Source organism: Streptomyces sp. NPDC058796, from assembly GCF_042745235.1.
GTDB lineage: Bacteria > Actinomycetota > Actinomycetes > Streptomycetales > Streptomycetaceae > Streptomyces.
In genome coordinates, this window is the sequence record NZ_JBHYOP010000004.1 from 373,780 (window position 1) to 392,479 (window position 18,700).

The following is an 18,700-nucleotide window of genomic DNA, read 5'->3' on the forward strand; positions in this document are numbered from 1 at the left end:
CACCGCCGGTGCCGGGCTGAGGGTGGAGAGCAGACGGAAGCCCGCCCCCTTTCGAGGAGCAGACACCCATGAAGAAGACCCTCTCCCGCCGCGCCCGCATCGCCACCGGCAGCGCCGTTCTCGCCGCGGTCGCCGCCGGGACCTTCGGCACGGTGGCGGCGAACGCCTCCGCCCCCGACGCGGCCCAGGACTCCGCGGTGGCCGCCGCCCCCGCCGCCGCCGAGGCCGGCAAGCGCGACACCACCACCTCCACGCACCTGACGATCGACGCCGCGACCGAGGCCGCGCAGGCGGCCCTGAAGGCCGCGAAGAAGGAGGGCCAGCGGATCACGGTCGCCGTCGTCGACCGCAACGGCAACACGATCCTCACCATGCGCGGTGACGGCGCCGGCCCGCAGTCCTACGAATCGGCCGAGAAGAAGGCGTACACCGCCGTTTCCTGGAACGCCCCGACCTCCGAACTGGAGGGCCGCCTGGAGAACGCCCCGAACCTGAAGGACATCCCGGGCACCCTGTTCCTGGGCGGCGGCGTCCCGGTCACGTCCGGCAAGGCGCCGATCGCCGGCATCGGTGTGGCGGGTGCTCCCTCCGGTGCCCTGGACGAGAAGTTCGCGCAGGCGGGCGCGGCGGCACTGAACTAGAGCCCGGGATCCTCCCGGAAGGCCCAACAGCCGGTCCCAACGGGCGTTTCACGTGAAACGCCCCATAGGATCACGACGTGCGCACCACCCCCCGTCTGCTCGTAGCCGCCGCCACCGCCACCGTCCTCGCGGCGTGCAGCGGCGGCGGCGCGGTCGACGGCACCCCCGGCGGCTCGGGCGTGCGCGACCCCTACTTCCCCAAGGCGGGCAACGGCGGCTACGACGTCGGCCACTACGACCTGACCCTGGCCTACGACCCCGACGACGGGCACCTCACCGGAACGGCGGTGATCACCGCCCGTGCGACCCAGGATCTGTCCGCCTTCAACCTGGACCTCAAGGGCCTGGACGTCGAGGAGGTCACCGTCGAGGGCCGGGACGCCCGTTTCAACCGGGCCGGTCAGGAGCTGACCGTCCGCCCGGCCGACGAGCCGGACGACGGGGAGACCTTCCGCGTCACCGTCCGCTACTCCGGTGAGCCGGTGACGATCACCGACCCCGACGACTCCGAGGAGGGCTGGCTGCCCACCGCCGACGGCGCGGTCGGGCTGGGCCAGCCGACGGGTTCGATGGCCTGGTTCCCCGGCAGCCACCACCCCTCCGACAAGGCGACGTACGACCTGGAGGTGACCGTGCCGGAAGGGCTCGGTGCCATCTCCAACGGGGAGTTGACGGGCGAGTCGACCCGTGGCGGCCGTACGACGTCCACCTGGCACGTCGGAGAGCCGATGGCGAGCCACGTCGTGACGGTCGCCGTCGGCGAGTGGGAGACGGAACGCTTCACCACCGACGACGGGCTGCCGGTCCACACGGCCGTCGACCCGCGGCAGGCCGAGGCGAGCCGCGAGGTGCTGGGACGGATTCCCGAGGTCATGGAGTGGGCCGTGGAGAACTTCGGCCCGTACCCCTTCTCCTCCACCGGTGCGATCGTCGACCGCGTGGCGGACGCCGGGTACGCCCTGGAGACGCAGAACCGGCCGTATTTCCCGGGCGCCCCCGACACCGTCCTGCTCGTCCACGAGCTCGCGCACCAGTGGTACGGGAACTCCGTCAGCCCGAAGACCTGGCGCGACATGTGGCTCAACGAGGGCTTCGCCACCTACGCCGAGTGGCTGTGGGAGGAGGACCAGGGCGGCGACACCGCCCAGGAGACCTTCGACGCGCTCTACGACGGGTCCTACTACGGCGACGCGGACGCGAACGCCTCGATCTGGGCCTTCCCGCCCGCGGAGCCGCCCGGCGCGGAGCACATCTCGGCGAGCCCCGTCTACCAGCGCGGCGCGATGGTCCTGCACAAGATCCGCCAGACGGTCGGCGACGAGGCGTTCCTCGGCCTCCTGCGGGGCTGGGCCGCCGCGCACCGCCACGGCAACGCGGACACCGAGGACTTCACGGCCTACGTGGAGAAGGCGGCGCCGGACGAGGACTTCACGGCGATCTGGGAGGACTGGCTGTACGGGGACGGCAGACCGGACAGCCCGTGAGCCGGCCCCCGTCCGTCCCGCCTCACTCTCCCGGCACCTCGGGCGGCTCGGACACCTCGGACGCCTCGAACGCGTCGAGCAGCCGGGCCAGGTCCGGGGGCCAGAGCGGGTCGGGGGACCCGGCGAGATCCTCGCGGGTCCACCACCTCCAGGTGAGGATGCCGTCCTGGGCGTGGGAGGCGGCGAGGTGCGGGCCGGTCGGTTCGCGGCGGGGGCCGCGGGTGACGTAGATGTGCTCGTACTGGCGGACGGGGCCGACGCTCAGGTGGGTGAAGTCGTGTTCCCAGGTGCACAGCAGCGGGCCGGGCTCCAGGTCGGTCCAGCCGGTCTCCTCGCGCACCTCGCGCAGGGCGCCCGCGCGGGGGCTCTCGTCCGCCTCCAGGCCGCCGCCGGGCATCGCCCAGTACACGCCGACCTCGGTGTTGTCGTAGCGGAAGAGGAAGACCGCTCCCTCGGGGTCGAGCACGGCGAACCGGGCGGCGCGGCGCGGAATGCGCGGCCGGTCGCTGTCCAGCGGACGGCGCAGCACCGTGCAGGGCCGGCCGAGTGCGTGGTCCCGGCGGTGGTCCACGGCCCTGTAGCCGAGGGCGGTCCAGAAGGCGAGGCCCCCGGTGTGGGAGTCGAGGACGGCGAGCCGCACGGCGGTGCGGCCCGCGGCGCGGAAGCGGTCCTCGACGAGGGACGCGAGCCGGCGGCCGTACCCCTGGCCCCACAGGTCCGCGTCGATCATCAGCAGCCCGATCCAGGGGTCCGGGTCGGCCGGGTCGGGGTGCCGGGCGAGTGTGACCACGACGCCGACCAGCCGGCCCGCGTCCCGGGCGAGCAGCACCTCGGCGCCCGGCCGCGCCAACTCGTCGGCCAGCGCCGCCGCCACCTGCTCCGGACGGATGTCGTCCGGGTCGGGGAAGTCGCCGCCGAGCGCGTGGAAGGCGTGGTTGGAGGCGTAGAGGGCGGTGAGTTCGGTGAGGAGGGGGCCGGGGATGTCGTGGTCGGGGGTGAGGTGGAGCGGCGTGAGGATCACGCCGGGCAACCTATCCGACACCCCGTCGCCCGCAGGCGGCCCGCGACGGCGCACCCGGTCCGCCGCCGTGACACCATCACCTGCGTGCTCGACATCGGCTACGCCCTCTCCACCCGTTTCCCGGACCCTCCGCAGACGGACTACCGCCGCGCGGACGTCCGTGCCCTGCGGCACGACCTGTTCTGCGGGGACGTCTACCTCGCCGACACCGAGGCGGACCGGGAACTGTCCACAGCCTGGGGATGGGTGCCGGTGCTCGACTTCGCGTGGGCGCTGTGCGACATCGTGGAGCGCGTCGACCGGGACCCGGCGGGCTCCCGGGCCGCCCGGCCGCAGCGGGCGGAGCTGGACTTCACCGAGTCCTCCGACCGCCTGCTCTTCGAGCGCCGCTTCGGCTGGGTCGACATCGAGGCGGAGTGGGTGCCGGCGGACGAGCCCCCGCTGTCCTTCTCCCACGCCGAACTGCGCCGGGAGGCCCGGGACTTCCTGCACGACCTGATCGCCGACCTCACCGACATGCACGAGGACCTGGCGGACAACCCGGCCGTCTGGACGCTCCAGGCCCGCTTCCCGCGCGTCTCCTGAGCGTCCCGGACCGGACTACTCCCCCGCCAGCACCCGCACCCCCAGCTCCGCCGCCAGGACCGGCGCCAGGTCCAGCAGCTGGGCCGGGCTGATCACGGCGCCGGAGAGCCGGTCCACGCCCCGGGCGATCTCCAGCGGGGCGGCGCCGCGCAGGTCGACGTCCGTGAGGGACGCCGCGCTGAAGTCCGCCTCCTTCAGGGCGCAGTCCACGAACGCGACCCGCTCCAGGCGGGCACCGCCGAAGTCCGGCTCGACGAGGACGCAGCCCTCGAAGACCACGTCCTTGAGCCGGGACCGGCGCAGATTCAGGTAGTCGATCTTGCCGCCGCGGACCAGGACCCGCTCCAGCACGGCGCCGTGCAGCTGGGTGCCGCCCAGGCGGGCGTCGTGCAGCTCGACGTCGCGCAGGGTCGCCTCGGCCAGATTCACCCCGACGCCCCGGACGCCGGTGAGGACGGAGTCGAGCAGCCGGGCCCGGGGCATCGACGCCTCGTCCAGCGCACAGCCGGTCAGCGAGCAGTCCATGAAGCGGGCGCCCGCGCCGTCCTGGCCCGCGAAGTCCGTCTCGCGGAACTCCAGCCCGTCGTAGTCCCCGTCCGGCTCCAGCTCACCGCCGTCGTGCGGCTCCAGGGGCGGCAGCCGCAGCTCGGGGCGGCGCGCCGCCCGCACCTTCGCCGTGCCCGGCCTCGCACCCGCACCGCCGCCGCCCGCCGCTCTCCTCACCATGCCCCCATGCTGCACCCCACCACTGACAGCCACTCCGGCCGCCGGCTCCGGCCCTCCGCTCCGGTCCGCGCGGACGCCGCTTCTGCGGCCGCATGTCACATTCGGCGCCCCCGGCGGCGTCGTACTCGCGGACAGGCACCACGCAAGGCGTCCCCGACCCGAGGGAGAACCACAGCCATGCATCGCATCACCGTCATCGGCGGCGGCTTCGCCGGACTGACCGCGGCCATCACCGCCGCCGAGGCGGGCGCCAAGGTCACCGTGCACGAGGCCCACCACTCGCTCGGCGGCCGGGCCCGGACGGCCGACGGCCCGTACCGCACCAACGACGGCCCGCACGCCCTCTACAACGGCGGCCCGCACTGGTCGTGGCTCCGGCAGCGCGACCTGATCGGTCCGCTCGCGCCGCTGCCGCCGCTGGAGGGGACCCGGCTGCGGCTGCGCCACAAGGGCGTACTGCGCCGCACCCCGCCCTTCGCCATGCTCAAGCTGCTGCGCCGGAGCGCGGGGCGGGCGCCCGTGGACAGCGACTTCCTGACCTGGGCGTCGGGGATCGCGGGCGAGGAGGGCGCGCGGGCGGCCGCCCACTACTGCGCCGTCGCCCTCTTCCACCACGACCCCGGTTCACTGTCCGCCGCCTTCGTGCAGGAGCGGCTGCGCCGGGCCGCCAAGCTGCCGCCGGAGGCGCACTACCCGCGCGGCGGCTGGGCGGGCGTGATCGACCGGATGGCCGCCCTGGCGTGGAACCTCGGGGTCCGGGTGGAGACCCTCTCCCGCGTCGACACGGTCCCGGCCGACACCCCGGTGGTCGTGGCCACCTCCCTGGACGCCGCCCGCCGCCTGCTGGGGGACGCCTCGCTGACCTGGCCGAGCGGGCGCACCACGCTGGTCGACCTGGCCGTACGGAGCCGGCGCGGTGACGCCTTCGCGGTCTCCGACCTCGACGCGCCGGGCTGGATCGAGCGGTTCACGGCCCAGGACCGCACCCTGGCGCCGGCGGGCGAGCAGCTGATCCAGGGGCAGGTCCCCATCGCGCCCGGCGAGTCGAAGGCCGACGGCACCGCCCGCGCCGAGGAGCTGCTCGACCTGGGCTTCCCCGGCTGGCGCGAGCGGCTGACCTGGCGGCGGGAGGCGGTCGCGAACGGCCGTACCGGGGCCGTGGACCTGCCGGGCAGCACGTGGCGCGACCGGCCCGCCGTCGACCGCGGCGACGGGATCTACCTCGCCGGCGACCAGGTCGCCGCACCGGGACTGCTGTCGGAGGTGTCCTTCAACAGCGCGCTGACGGCGGTGTCCCTGGCGCTGGGCAGGCGCGAGCTTGACCTCAAGCATGCTTGAGGTCGTTGGGTGGAGGCGGTAACCCGACCCGCCGCCCTGCTTGGGGGATTCATGCACGCCATCCGTCTGCACGCCTTCGGCCCGGCCGAGAACCTCGTCCTCGAAGAGGTCGAGGACCCGCGGCCGGGCCCCGGCCAGGTCCGGGTCGCCGTCCGCGCGGCGGGCGTCCACCTCCTGGACACCGCCCTGCGCGAGGGCATCCAGGGGCCCATGCCCCAGCCGCCCGACCTGCCCACCGTCCCCGGCCGCGAGGTCGCCGGTGTCGTCGACGCCCTCGGGGAGGGAACGTCCGGGGACTGGCTCGGCAGGCGGGTCGTCGTCCACCTCGGCTTCGCCCCGGGCGGCTACGCCGAACTCGCCGTCGCGGACGCCGCCCGCCTCCACGAGATCCCCGCGAACCTGGACTTCGCCGAGGCCGTCGCCATGGTCGGGACGGGGCGTACGACGATGGGGATCCTGCAGTTCGCCGACCTCGGTCCCGGCTCCGTGGCCGTGGTCCCGGCCGCGGCCGGCGGCATCGGCACGCTGCTCGTGCAGTACGCGAAGCACGCCGGCGCCACGGTGATCGGCCTCGCGGGCGGCCCGGAGAAGACCGCCCGCGTCGCCGCGAACGGCGCCGACCTCGCCGTCGACTACCGGGACCCCGAGTGGCCGGCCGAGGTCCGCGCCCACCTGGGCGGCGCGGGGAAGGCCACCGTCGTCTTCGACGGCGTCGGCGGGGACGTCGCCCGCGAGGCGGTCGCCCTGCTGGGGCCCGGCGGCCGGCACCTGGTGTTCGGCTGGTCGGGCGAGGGACTGCACGACGGCACCCCGTACCTCGTCGAGGGCGTCTCCCAGAAGGTGCTCGGCCCCGCGATGACGGAGAGGGCCGGCGGCGACGACCCCGTGCGCACCCTCGAACTGCGGGCCCTCGCCCAGGCCGCCGAGGGACGGCTCGTCCCGGCGGTGCACCGCTTCCCGCTCGCCGGCGCCGCCGCCGCGCACCGCGCGCTGGAGAACCGGGGGACGACCGGGAAGGTGGTCCTGGAGCCGTGAGCGGCGACGGCCGGCCCTCGAAAGGATGCGGTACGTCTCGGTTCATGGTCTTCTGGCCAGATGAGTGCCACCCGGACAGGCGAGCCGGCCGCGCCCGCGGAAGCCGACCCCCGCCGCTGGTGGGGGCTGGTGGTGATCGCCCTGGCCCAGCTGATGGTCGTACTGGACGCGACCATCGTGAACATCGCGCTGCCCTCCGCCCAGCGCGACCTGGGCATGTCCGACGGCAACCGGCAGTGGGTCATCACCGCCTACACCCTCGCCTTCGGCGGACTGCTGCTGCTCGGCGGGCGGATCGCGGACCTGGTGGGCCGCAAGCGCACCTTCGTCATCGGGCTGATCGGCTTCGCCGTCGCCTCCGCGATCGGGGGCGCCGCCACCACCCCGGCGATGCTCTTCGGCGCCCGCGCGCTCCAGGGCGTCTTCGCCGCGGTCCTCGCGCCGTCCGCGCTGTCCCTGATGACGACGACCTTCACGGACCCCAAAGAGCGCGGGAAGGCCTTCGGCATCTACGGCGCGCTCGCGGCCAGCGGCGCCGCGGTCGGTTTCATCGTCGGCGGTGTGCTCACCGAGTACCTCGACTGGCGCTGGTGCCTGTACGTCAACGTCCCCGTCGCCGTCGCCGCCGTGATCGGCGCCTACGCCCTGCTGCACACCCGCCCCGGCCGCCCCGGCGCCCGCCTCGACGTGCCCGGCGTGCTGCTGGGCTGCGGCGGGCTGGTCGCCCTCGTCTACGGCTTCAGCGAGGCGCAGCCGCGCGGCTGGACCGACGGGCTGGTGCTGGCGCTGTTCGCCGCGGGCGTCGTCCTCCTCGCGGTCTTCGTGTGGTGGCAGACCCGGGCACGGGTGCCGCTGCTGCCGCTGCACGTCATCCGCGACCGCAACCGCGCCGGGTGCTTCCTGACGATGATGCTGGCCGTCATCGGCATGTTCGGGATGTTCCTGTTCATGACCTACTACCTCCAGGAGATCCTCGGGTACTCCCCCGTGCGGACCGGCCTGGCGTTCCTGCCGATGACCGCGGCGATCGTCATCGGCTCCACCCAGATCTCGGCCCGGCTGCTGCGCCGCGTGGGCCCGCGCATGCTGATGGCGCCCGGCATGGTCCTCGCCTCCGGCGGCATGGTGTTCCTCACCCGGATGACCGTGGACTCCGCGTACGCCTCCGAGATCCTGCCGGCGCTGATCCTGATGGGCCTCGGCATGGGCCTGACCTTCATGCCGGTCTTCTCCACCGCCACCGCCGGGGTCGCCCCGCAGGACTCCGGCGTGACCTCGGCGACGGTCAACACCTCGCAGCAGGTGGGCGGCTCGATCGGCACGGCGCTGCTCAACACCGTCGCGACCAGCACCAGCGCCTCCTGGATCACCTCCCACCTCACCGACCCGGCACAGCGGCAGCAGGTCGTGCGGGAGGGCATCGTCCACGGCTACACGGTCGCCATCTGGCTGGCCGCCGGCATCATGCTGCTGGCGGCCCTGGTCGCGGGCCTGATGGTGACGGCGAAGGCCCCGGAGCACGGCAGCCCGGCCGACCGGGTGCCGGAACCGGTGGCCTAGGGGATGTCGCGGGGGCCCCGCCGTGCGGGGCCCCGCGGCGTGCGTCAGCCCCGGCCGGACACCCGGTCCGCGATCCGCGCCAGCCGGGAGGAACCGGCGCTGTGCGTGGCGCGTTCGCGCCGGTCGGCCTCTCGGTAGACGGCGTACATGCCCCGCACGCCGAGCCAGCGCAGCGGCTCCGGTTCCCAGCGGCGCACCCGGTGGTTCACCCAGGGCAGGTCGGTGAGGTCGGTGCGGCCGCCCTGGCCGGAGTCCCGCAGGACCAGATCGCGCAGGGTGCGGGCGGCGAGGTTGGCGGTGGCGACACCGGAGCCGACGTAACCGCCCGCCCACCCCAGGCCCGTCGAGCGGTCCAGGGTGACGGTGGCGCACCAGTCGCGGGGCACGCCGAGGACGCCCGACCAGGCGTGCTCGATCCGGAGCCCGGCGAGGGAGGGGAAGAAGCGGACCAGGATCTCGCGCAGCGCCTCGACGGTCGCCGCCTGGGTGGTGCCGTCGTTGTCGGTGCGGGAACCGAAGCGGTACGGCACTCCGCGCCCGCCCAGCGCGATCCGGCCGTCGGCGGTGCGCTGGGCGTACACGTAGGCGTGCGCCATGTCGCCGAGGGTCTCCCGGCCCGCCCAGCCGACCGCCTCCCACTGCTCGTCGGTGAGCGGCTCGGTGGCGATCATCGAGGAGTTCATCGGCAGCCAGGTGCGCCTCTGGCCCTTGAGGGAGGCGGTGAAGCCCTCGGTGCAGCGCAGGACGTGGGGTGCGCGGACGGTGCCGTAGGGGGTCGTGGCGTGCCGGGGGGTGATCTCCGTGACCGGCGTCGACTCGTGGACGGTGACACCGAGGCGTTCGACGGCCGCCGCGAGGCCCTTGACCAGTTTCACCGGGTGCAGGCGGGCGCCGTGCGGGGTCCAGGCCGAGCCGACGGCGCCGCTGACCCGGATCCGCTCGGCCGTCTCCCGGGCGCCGTACAGCTCCCGGTCCTTCTCGCCGTACGCCAGCTCGGCCTCGTGGAACGCCTTCAGCCGGGCCGCCTGCGCGGGGGTGCACGCCACCTCCAGCACGCCGCCCTTGTGGACGTCGGCGTCGATGCCCTCGGCCCCGGCGGCGCGGATCACCTCGTCGACGGTGTCGTTCATCGCCCGCTGGAGGCGCACGGCCGCCTCGTGGCCGTGGAGCCTGGCGTACCGGTCGCGGCCGGCGATCCCGTTGTAGAGCCAGCCGCCGTTGCGGCCGGAGGCGCCGTAGCCGCAGAACCTCTGCTCCAGGACGGTGATCCGCAGGAAGGGCGCGGCCTTCTTGAGGTAGTAGGCCGTCCACAGGCCGGTGTATCCGCCGCCGACGATCACCACGTCGGCGGACGCGTCACCGCCGAGCGGCTCCCGGACCGTCGCCGGGAGGCCGTCGTCCGCGTACCAGTAGGAGATGCCGCCGTTCACGACGCCGCTGCTCGGGCTGCTCATGGCCAGGACGTTAGCCCTGGTGGGCGGGGGCTGTCTGCTTCGGATTCCGTTGAATTCCCCGGCGCGGGACGCTTCTTGCGGCCCGATATCCGGGTGACCGCGGCGCCGGACGCCGGTAGCGTCGGCCGACGTGATCGACGTTCCGGACGCGCTGGCGGCCTCGCAGGCGAAGTACAACGGAGAGGCGGGCCGCGCCTTCATCGACGCGCTGCCCGCCCTGGCGGCCGAGTTCCTGGACCGGTGGGAGCTGCGCCTCGACGGGTCCGCCATGCACGGCTGGGCGGCGCTCGTGCTGCCCGTGGTGCGCGGCGACGGCACCCCGGCCGCGCTCAAGCTCCAGATGCTCGACGCGGAGACCGAGGGCGAGCCCGTCGCCCTGCGCCGGTGGGGCGGTGACGGGGCGGTGCGGCTGCTGGACCACGACCCGGCCACCGGCACCATGCTGCTGGAGCGGCTGGACCCCGCCCGCACGCTCGGTCACGTCGCGGACTCCCGCGAGGCCGTCCAGGTCATCGCCCGGCTGCTCGCCCACCTCACCGCCACCCCGGCACCGCCCGGCCTGCGCCGCCTCGGGGACATCGCGCGGGGCATGCTGGAACGGACGCCCAGGGCCCTGGAGCGCATCCCCGACCCCGAGGACCGGCGCCTGGTCGCCGACTGCGCGGCCGCCGTGCGGGAGGTCGTGGACGAGCCCGGCGACCGGCTGCTCCACTGGGACCTGCACTACGACAACGTCCTCGGCTCCGACCGCGCCCCGTGGCTCGCCATCGACCCCAAGCCGCTGGCCGGCGACCCCGCCTTCGACCTGCTGCCGGCCCTCGACAACCGCTACGACCCGGACGAGACCATGTGGCGCTTCGACGCCATGACCGACGTCCTCGGTCTCGACCGGGAACGGGCCCGCGCCTGGAGCCTCGGCCGCGTCCTGCAGAACAGCCTGTGGAACGTCGAGGACGGCGATCCGCTGGAGAGGGAGCAGCTGGAGATCGGGCGGCTGCTGCGCACGCGGTGAGCCGTCGGCGCTCGCCGGGCGGCCGGCCGCGGCTCCGCCGCGCACCGCTCGGGGCGAGGAACGGGACCGCTCCTGATGGGCGAGCGTCGCGCCGTGAACTCGCGCGCCGGAGGAGGGCTTCAGTCACGCGTGACCGGGCAGGGCTCGAGGGGCCGGGCCAGGCCGAGGGCGGTGGGCAGTTCGGTGCGGCGGCGTATGCGGAGCTTGCGGTAGGTGCTGGTCAGGTGGGTCTCCACGGTACGCCGGGCCAGGTGGAGCAGGTCGGCGATCTCGGTGTTGGTGCGGCCGGCGGCGGCCAGTTCGGCGATCCGGCGTTCGCTGCCGGTCAGCGCCCCGGAGCCGGTCCCGGCGGTCGCCGGGCTCCGGGCTCCGCTGTCGCGCAGGGCCTGCCCGGCCAGGGCGAGCAGCCGTACGGCACCCTTGCGTTCGGCCAGGTCCGCCGCCTCGCGCAGGCGGTCCCTGGCGCGTCCGCGTTCACCGGCGGCGAGGAGCTGCCGGCCCTGGGCGAGCAGCGCCTCGATCAGCTCGGTGCCGGTGTCGACGGGCCCCTCCCGCAGCGTCCGTACGGCGTCCTCGGCCAGCTCCAGGCCGCGCCGTCCGCCGGTCGCGGTGCCCAGCACGCGCAGGGCGCGGCCCACCGTGCGCGGAGTGTTCCACACCCGGGCCAGCCGCAGTTCCTCCGTCGCCAGGGCCAGCGCCTCCTGGCCGCCGCCCAGCGCCAGCCGGCACTCCGCGACCGCCGTCCGCCACGGGGTGACGACGGGGCTGACCACGTCGCGGGCCGTCTGCCGCCGCCCGCACTCCAGGAAGTCGTGCACGGCTCCCACCACGTCACCGGCGGCGGCCCGTTGCACGCCCCGCGCGTACAGGAAGCGGTTCACCTCCCACCCCTCAGGCGCCCTGCGCAGGTCGAAGGCGTGCGCGAGCCGTCCGGCCTCCTCGGTGCGCCCGGTGTGGACGAGTGCCAACAGGGCGTGCGCGTCCCGGTTGGTGGGCCCGGTACGGGAGGCCGCCGTGTCGCTGTGCCGGTCGTCGGCGAGCAGGCGGGCATAGTCGCCGCGGGCGGCGGCGATGTCGGCGCGGGTGTTGAGGAGCGCGTGCTGCATCGGGTGCAGCAGCGCGGGGTGCTGCCCGGCCAGCCCGCGCTCCACGAGCCGTTCCGCCTCGTCGAGTTCGTCCGCCCACTGGGCGACCGCGGCGGCCGTACCCAGCAGGAAGGGCTCCGCCAGCGGGTCGCCGGGCTGCGCGAGCAGGGCCCGTACGCGCGTCATCGCCTCCTCGGCCGAGATCAGCCCGGCGGTCGCCCCGTACCGCACCAGCAGCACCTGTCCGGCGGTGCCCAGCACCTCCGGCGTGTGCTCGCCGGTCTCGCACAGCGACCGGTACACCTCCTGGCGGGTCGCCAGGTCCTCGTCGGACAGCAGCGCGCCGGCGGCCTGCACGGTGCGGGCGAGACCCGGATGCCCGGACAGCCGGCCCTCCGTGCGGCGCAGTACGTCCATGGCCGTGCGGATCTCACCGCGGGCCGCGAGGGCGGTGCCGAGGGCGACGGCCGTACGGACCCGGTTGCGGGGTTCGGCCGGCAGGTGCTGGGCCTCGGCGAGGCGCGCGATGGCGGCGGGGGCGTCGGCCGACGCGTACTCCAGGGAGCCGAGTTCGGTCAGCAGCCGCTGCCGCAGGTCGTCGGCGAGCGGCTCGTCCAGCGCCCGGCGCAGGTAGGCGACGGCGTCGGCGGGCCGGGCGTCGTGCACGGCGACGGTCACCGCGTCCCGCAGCACACGCAGCGCCCAGGGCGGTCCGGCGGCCGGCGTCCGCAGCAGGTGCCGGGCGACCGCCTCGACCCGGCCGCCCCGCCGCAGCGACGCCTCGGCCGCCGCCCGGTGCGCCGCCTCCCGGCGGGGCCTGGGCCAGCCGGTCAGCACGGCGTCGCGCAGGAGCGGGTGGGCGTAGCGGGGGCGGCCGGAGGCGTCCCGCCGCAGCAGCCCGAGCCGCGTCATGGCGGCGAGCCACCCGGCGACGCGGGCGGGATCGGCCCCGGCCGCTTCGGCGAGCAGGTCGACCGGGTCACCGGCGTCCGCCCCGCCCCGCAGGCCACCCGGCCCACCCGCACCCGCCTCGGCACGGCGACCGGCCCGGCCATCGGCGTACGTCTCGGCAGGCGGGCCGAGCCCACCGGCCGCCTCCGCCTCGGCGCGCGAAGCACCCCGGCCCCCCGCACCCGCCCCGGCGCGCGGGTCGTCCGAACCGCCGGCCTTCGTCCCGGCCCACAGACCACCCGGCTCACCCGGACCGACACCCCTGTCCACAGCCCCGGCCGGCAGCACCCCCGGATCCGTGTCCGGGTCCTGCGGCCACGCCTGCTCCAGTGCCGCCAGGCAGCGGGCCACGTCGGCCGTCGCGGTACCGGCGCTGTTCAGCCACCAGGAGACGGCCGCCGGGTAGCTCCCGGGGTACAGCTCGGCGCAGGTGGCGGGCAGCGGCGGCACGCCGTCGGGTGGGGAGCCGGCCCCGCGCAGGTCGTCCAGCAGGGCGTGCAGCAGCAGCGGACTGCCCGCGCCGGCCCGCACGCACTGGGCCGTCCAGCGCGGCCCGGCTCCCGGGAAGGCCGCCCGGACGATCCCGGCGGCCGCCGCGTCGCCGAGCGGGGCGAGGGTGTGGGCGCGTACGAGGGAGGGCGACAGGGCCTGGGTCAGCCCGGCCGGCCTCGGGTCGATGTCGTACTGGCTGCGCTCGGTGGCCACCAGCAGTACCGGTAATCGGTCCAGCCGCCGGGCCGCCTCAAGCAGCCAGCGCCGCGAGGGCTCGTCGGCCAGGTGGACGTCGTCGACGGCCACCAGCAGCGGACCCTCGTCCGCGTACGACCGCAGCAGCCGCCACAGCCGGGCCGCGCTGCCGCGGTCGTCACCGCCGGGCACGAGGTCCGTGAACTCCGGGACCGGCCCGAGGAGTTGCAGGACCGTGGCGAAGGGCACCGCCGTGTCCTCGGGAGAGCAGCGTGCGTGCAGCACCCGCAGGCCCTGGTCCGCGGCGTGCCGTGCGGCTCGCTCCAGCACGGCGGTCCGGCCGGTACCCGTGGCGCCGCGCAACAGGACGAACCCGCCGGTGCCGGCCCGGGCGCGCTCGGTCTCCCCCGCCACCAGCGCCTGGGCGTCGTCGCGTTCACGGAGCGGTCCGGTCATCGGGTGCCTCCTGTGGTGGATGATGCTCCCCCGGTCTGTGAGACGTACGAACGCGGACGGGGGTGGTGTGAAGTGGCCCACGCGCGGCGACGGATTCCGCGGACCGGGCGGCGGTTGTGGCGAGGCTCACGGTGGTGCGCGCCCGCGGCCACGAGCCCGCCCACCCTTGCGCAGGACTCTCCTGACCTGCGGAAACATCCTCGCGAGACGCGATGACGACGGCTGTTCCCGTGGTCTCGTGGTGCGCCTCGTGGTGCTCCACGATTGCGCGGTCCCAGCAGTCACAGAAGTGTGGAACACGCTCATCCGCTGTCGGCCAGTGCCGGACAGCGGGCACGTGAACAGGGGGGAAACGGTTGCCCAACTCACCCCGGACCAGCGCCACATCCACGCTCGGCACCGGCCGGACCACCGGTGTCACCGACCGGCGTGTCCCGGTGGCGGTGTCCGCTCCGGACCCGATCAGCCGCGAGGGCGCCGTCAGCCAGTTGCGCCGGCACCCGGAGATCGACCTGCGCGAGGAGTCCGGCCCCGGCACGGTGGCCCTGCTCATCGAGGACGCGCTGGACGAGGCGGCGCTCACCCGGCTGCGGCGGATCGTGCGCAGCGAGGGCGCACGCGCCGTGCTCGTGGTCGGCGCGATCCGCGAGAACGAACTGCTGGACGTCGTCGAGTGCGGCGTCGGCGCCATCGTGTGGCGCCAGGAGGCCACCGCCCACCGCCTGGTGCAGGCCGTACTGGCCGCCGCACGCGGCGACGGCGACCTGCCCGCCGACCTCATCGGACGGCTCATCAGCCAGGTGGGCACCCTGCACCGGGGCGCGGCGGGCCGTCCCGGCGCCCCCTCGCTGGGCCTGGCTCCCCGCGAGGTGGACGTCCTGCGACTGGTGTCCGAGGGTCTCGACACGGGTGAGATCGCCGGCAAGCTGTCCTACTCCGAACGGACCGTCAAGAACGTCATGCACGGGCTCACCACGCGACTTCACCTGCGCAATCGCGCGCACGCCGTGGCCTATGCCCTGCGGGAAGGCTACATCTGACCGAACGGGCAATCGAATGCCGCCCTCCGGGACCGGCCGGGCAGGCCGGGCTGCCCGGCCGCCGTCCCCGGCGCGCCTGCGGACGGCCCACCGGCCGGGGCACGATCGAGGACGGACGGCGGGCCGGGCGGAACGGCAGTACGGGCAGGGCGGGCAGGGCGGGAGCGCAAAAGTGATCCACGAGGTGGACGAGGTCCTCAAGAGCCTCCTCGGCGGCGGGGCGTTGACGGGTTCGGGCATCGACGTGTCCTTCGAGGCACCCACCCGTGACTGGGCGGCCCGGCGCAACGCCCCCTCGGTCAACGCCTACCTGTACGACATCCGGGAGGACGTGGCCCGGCGGCAGCGCGGTCAGACGGCGGTGCGCGACGAGAACGACATCGTGGTGCGGCGCCGCCAGCCGCCGCGCTGGTTCCGGCTGTCGTACCTGGTGACGGCCTGGACGAAGACCCCCCAGGACGAACACCGGCTGCTGTCCGCCGTACTCGCCACCCTGCTGCCCCGCGAGATACTGACGCCCGCCGAACTCCCCGGCTCCCTGGCGAAGCTGGGCCTCTCGGTGCCGCTGACGGTGGCCGGCATCCAGACGGAGTCCCGCTCCCTCGCCGAGATCTGGTCCGCCCTGGGCGGCGAACTCAAGCCGTCCCTGGACCTGGTGGTGACCGCGCCCTTCCCCGCCTTCCCGGAGTACGACGCCGGGCCCCCGGTCACCGAGGGCGCGACGGTCCGGGTGCGCGACCTGGCCGGCGACACGGCGGAGCCCGCCGGACGCTCCCACCGCCCCCACCAGGTCGCGGCCGCCCGCGCCGCCCGCGCCGCGGCCCGCAGGAACCCGGCCGCCCGACCCACGGACCCGCGGTGAACGCCCCGCACACCACCGTCTCCGACGCCCCCTGCGAGGCCCCCGCCCGCGCCCTGCTCGCCCGGCTCACCGCACTGCGGGAGCGAGTGACCGCGCTGGTCGAGCGGCGGGCCGCCACCGATCCCACCGCCGACGACCCGCTGCGGGGCCTCTACCTGTCCGAGGAGGCGGTACGCCACCTGCTGCGCACCTGGCAGCCCGCGGCGACCGGCGCCGAAGGTCCCGGGGCGGATACCGGCACCGCCTCAGGCCCGCTGCCCTCCGACGGCGGAACCGCCGACCGGCTGGCGTCCCTGGCCGCCCGGACGGGGCTGACCGAGCTGGACGTCGCCGTGCTGCTCGTCGCCCTCGCCCCCGACGTCGACCGCACCTTCGAACCGCTCTACGGCTACCTCAACGACGACGTGAGCCGCCGCCGGGCCACCGCCGGCCTCGCCCTCGACCTGTGTGCCGTGCCCGCGCACGCGGCGGCGGCCCGCGCCCGCCTGCACGCCTCGGCGCCGTTGCGCGCCCTCGGCCTGCTGGAGGTCGAGGAGCCGGAACGCCCGTTCCTGACCCGTTCGCTGACCGTCCCCGACCGGCTGACCGGTCACCTGCTCGGCGACGACACCCCGGACGCCGCCCTGCTCGGCCGCCTGCACCCGATGCCTCAGCCGCTGCCCGCCGACACCGCCGCCGACGACTTCGCGCAGCGGCTCGCCGCCCGCCTGCTCGCCGGCCCGCACACCGTCCACCTGCGGGAACAGCGCGAGGGCGACGGCCTCGCCGCCATCGCCTCGGCCCTGCGCCTCGCCGGCCTCGACGCGCTGCACTGCCCGGACCCCGGGGACCACGTCCCCGAGCTGCTGCGCGAGGCCCGCCTCGGCGGCCGCGCGGTCGTCGTGCCGAACCTTCCGGAACGACCCGGTCCGCTGGTGCGGGCGCTGACCGCGGCGAGCGACGTGTCCGTGCTGATGACGGACCCGCGTCCGTACGACCCGCACTGGTCGCCCGACGACCCCCTGATCCTGGAGGCCCCGGGCCGCCGGGCCGGCGGGACGCCCGCCTGGCGGGCCGCGCTCGGCCCCGACGCCGACGCCTTCGACCTGGCCGCCACCGTCGCCCCGTACCGTCTCGGCGGCGACCGCGTCCGGCGGGCCGCCGAAGCCGCCCGCGCCCTCGCCGCCTTCGACGGCGGCCCGGTCACCGCCGCGCACGTCCGGCTCGCCGCCCGCCGCCAGTCGGCCTCCGGCCTGGAGAGCCACGCCCGGCGCATCCGGCCCGCCGTCGACTGGACCGATCTGGTCCTGCCCGACAAACCCCTGACCCAGCTGCGCGAACTCGCCCTGCGTGCCCGCCACCGCGACCGGGTCCTCGGCGACTGGCGGCTCAGCGCCGGCGGCGGGCGCGGCCGGGGCGTCCTCGGCCTGTTCGCGGGCGAGTCCGGCACCGGCAAGACCCTGTCGGCGGAGGTGGTGGCGGCCGACCTGGGCCTCGACCTCTACGTCGTCCAGTTGTCGTCGATCGTCGACAAGTACGTCGGCGAGACCGAGAAGAACCTGGAGCGGATCTTCACGGAGGCCGACCGCACCGACGCCGTACTCCTCTTCGACGAGGCCGACGCGGTCTTCGGCAAGCGGTCCGAGGTCAAGGACGCGCACGACAAGTACGCCAACATGGAGAGCGCCTACCTGCTCCAGCGGCTGGAGTCCTTCGACGGCATCGCCCTGCTCACCACCAACCTGCGCGCCAACATCGACGAGGCCTTCACCCGGCGCCTGGACCTGGTGGTCGACTTTCCGTTCCCGGACGCGGGGCAGCGTCTGGCCCTGTGGCGGCACGGCCTGACCCACGTCCCGTCCGCCGACGGCATCGACCCGGCGCCGCTGGCCCGGGACTTCGAGCTGGCCGGCGGTTCGATCCGCAGCGCCGTGGTCACCGCCGCCTACCTCGCCGCCGGACGCGGGGACAGCGTGACGGCGGGCGACCTCCTGGAAGGCGCCCGCCGTGAGTACCGCAAGGCCGGGCGGCTGGTGCCCGGCGAAGGCGGCTGGTGACCGTCGGTCCTTCTTGACGTCAGTCCTTCTTCACCGGGACGATCTCCCACTCCTGGTCGTCAGTGTTGGTGCAGTTGTAGAGCGTCAGCCGGGCGAAGAGGCCGCCGCCGTTGGCGTTGCTCACGTCCAGGCACTTGTTGTCGCTGACGACATTGCGGATCCAGTAGGCGCCGCTGGGCTGCTTGTCGATCCACCAGAGCTGGTTGTCGGCGAGGGTGCCGTCGCAGTGGAACTCGGAGACGGGCGTCGTGATGGGCCGCGCGCCGAACTCGCCCAGGTCCATGCAGAGTTCGTCCTTGACATTACGGATCTGGAAGAGGTCCGCGCCGCCGGGGCCGCCCTTCTCGTCCTTCACCTCGATGTCCCAAATCTGGTTGTCACCGTCGGTGTCGTCGCAGACGGCCTGCTGGACGGGGCCGTTGATCTCCCCCTTGCCACGCCCGGGGAGTTCGGCGCACATGCCGGTGGTGGCGTTGCGCAGCAGGACGTTCTGGGCGGGCACCACCGGCTTCGGCGGCGCGGGCTTCTTGGACTCGCCGCCGCCTCCGTCTCCGTCTCCGCCCCCGCCGCCGTCGTTCTTCGGCTCCTCGGTGGCCGGCTGCTCGGGTGCGACCGGTTGCCCGGGGGGCGCCTCGGCCGCGCTGGGCAGGGTCTGCGGTGACGCGCTGGGACTGGGCGCGAGGGCGGCACCCGCCTGCTCCACCTGCTCGGTGGCACTGCTGCGGAC

15 protein-coding genes are annotated in these 18,700 nt (G+C 75.0%); 10 read left to right on the forward strand and 5 right to left on the reverse strand.

Translation table 11 applies throughout. The features are described 5' to 3' along the window. Positions 1 to 68 precede the first annotated feature (68 nt). Both ACFW47_RS13565 and ACFW47_RS13570 read left to right on the forward strand, forming a co-directional pair. A complete protein-coding gene (locus ACFW47_RS13565) occupies positions 69 to 641 on the forward strand; it encodes a heme-binding protein (protein WP_386280632.1) in 573 nt (190 codons plus the stop codon). A gap of 77 nt (positions 642 to 718) precedes the next feature. Then, a complete protein-coding gene (locus tag ACFW47_RS13570; RefSeq protein WP_386305876.1) occupies positions 719 to 2,125 on the forward strand; it encodes a M1 family metallopeptidase in 1,407 nt (468 codons plus the stop codon). A 22-nt stretch (positions 2,126 to 2,147) separates the two neighbouring features. Here ACFW47_RS13570 and ACFW47_RS13575 read toward each other — a convergent pair whose 3' ends face one another. Further along, complete coding sequence (locus ACFW47_RS13575) at positions 2,148 to 3,146, reverse strand: GNAT family N-acetyltransferase (RefSeq protein WP_386305877.1); 999 nt, start codon at positions 3,144 to 3,146, stop codon at positions 2,148 to 2,150. Positions 3,147 to 3,230: 84 nt separating this feature from the next. On the opposite strand from ACFW47_RS13575, the gene ACFW47_RS13580 reads away from it, so the two are divergent. Further along, a complete protein-coding gene (locus ACFW47_RS13580; RefSeq protein WP_386280626.1) occupies positions 3,231 to 3,731 on the forward strand; it encodes a hypothetical protein in 501 nt (166 codons plus the stop codon). Positions 3,732 to 3,746: 15 nt separating this feature from the next. Here the strand turns inward: ACFW47_RS13580 and ACFW47_RS13585 are convergent, their stop codons facing one another. Further along, the gene (locus ACFW47_RS13585; protein WP_386280624.1) at positions 3,747 to 4,457 is read right to left on the reverse strand and encodes a pentapeptide repeat-containing protein; all 711 of its coding nucleotides are present in this window, start codon (positions 4,455 to 4,457) and stop codon (positions 3,747 to 3,749) included. 177 nt (positions 4,458 to 4,634) lie between these two features. Here ACFW47_RS13585 and ACFW47_RS13590 point away from each other — a divergent pair, with 177 nt between their 5' ends. From ACFW47_RS13590 to ACFW47_RS13600, 3 genes are read left to right on the forward strand one after another with little or no spacing between them, the layout of a single operon-like run. Beyond that, a complete protein-coding gene (locus tag ACFW47_RS13590) occupies positions 4,635 to 5,795 on the forward strand; it encodes an NAD(P)-binding protein (protein ID WP_386280622.1) in 1,161 nt (386 codons plus the stop codon). A 51-nt stretch (positions 5,796 to 5,846) separates the two neighbouring features. Beyond that, positions 5,847 to 6,830, forward strand: a complete 984-nt coding sequence (locus ACFW47_RS13595; protein WP_386280619.1) for a zinc-binding dehydrogenase — start codon at positions 5,847 to 5,849, stop codon at positions 6,828 to 6,830. Positions 6,831 to 6,890: 60 nt separating this feature from the next. Next, on the forward strand, positions 6,891 to 8,390 hold the full coding sequence (locus ACFW47_RS13600; protein ID WP_386280617.1) for an MFS transporter: 1,500 nt from the start codon (positions 6,891 to 6,893) through the stop codon (positions 8,388 to 8,390). Between the two features lie 44 nt (positions 8,391 to 8,434). On the opposite strand, the gene ACFW47_RS13605 is transcribed toward ACFW47_RS13600, so the two are convergent. Next, positions 8,435 to 9,844, reverse strand: coding sequence for an NAD(P)/FAD-dependent oxidoreductase (locus ACFW47_RS13605; protein ID WP_386305879.1), 1,410 nt, complete (start codon positions 9,842 to 9,844; stop codon positions 8,435 to 8,437). 130 nt (positions 9,845 to 9,974) lie between these two features. Between ACFW47_RS13605 and ACFW47_RS13610 the strand changes: the two genes are divergently transcribed. Beyond that, positions 9,975 to 10,856 (forward strand): aminoglycoside phosphotransferase family protein, encoded by an 882-nt coding sequence (locus tag ACFW47_RS13610; RefSeq protein WP_386305881.1) that lies wholly within the window; start codon positions 9,975 to 9,977, stop codon positions 10,854 to 10,856. Between the two features lie 119 nt (positions 10,857 to 10,975). On the opposite strand, the gene ACFW47_RS13615 is transcribed toward ACFW47_RS13610, so the two are convergent. Continuing rightward, the gene (locus ACFW47_RS13615) at positions 10,976 to 14,035 is read right to left on the reverse strand and encodes an AAA family ATPase (RefSeq protein ID WP_386305883.1); all 3,060 of its coding nucleotides are present in this window, start codon (positions 14,033 to 14,035) and stop codon (positions 10,976 to 10,978) included. Positions 14,036 to 14,391: 356 nt separating this feature from the next. On the opposite strand from ACFW47_RS13615, the gene ACFW47_RS13620 reads away from it, so the two are divergent. From ACFW47_RS13620 to ACFW47_RS13630, 3 genes are all read left to right on the forward strand, one after another. Next, positions 14,392 to 15,075 carry a LuxR C-terminal-related transcriptional regulator gene (locus ACFW47_RS13620; RefSeq protein WP_386280609.1) on the forward strand — a complete coding sequence of 228 codons (684 nt, stop codon included), beginning with the start codon at positions 14,392 to 14,394 and terminating at the stop codon, positions 15,073 to 15,075. Between the two features lie 172 nt (positions 15,076 to 15,247). After that, positions 15,248 to 15,937 carry a DUF4255 domain-containing protein gene (locus tag ACFW47_RS13625; protein ID WP_386280606.1) on the forward strand — a complete coding sequence of 230 codons (690 nt, stop codon included), beginning with the start codon at positions 15,248 to 15,250 and terminating at the stop codon, positions 15,935 to 15,937. Further along, positions 15,934 to 17,973 carry an ATP-binding protein gene (locus ACFW47_RS13630; RefSeq protein WP_386305884.1) on the forward strand — a complete coding sequence of 680 codons (2,040 nt, stop codon included), beginning with the start codon at positions 15,934 to 15,936 and terminating at the stop codon, positions 17,971 to 17,973. Before ACFW47_RS13625 ends, ACFW47_RS13630 begins: the two co-directional genes overlap by 4 nt. Before the next feature lie 19 nt (positions 17,974 to 17,992). Here ACFW47_RS13630 and ACFW47_RS13635 read toward each other — a convergent pair. Next, on the reverse strand, positions 17,993 to 18,700 hold a 708-nt coding region (locus tag ACFW47_RS13635), incomplete at its 5' end, for an RICIN domain-containing protein (RefSeq protein WP_386305886.1).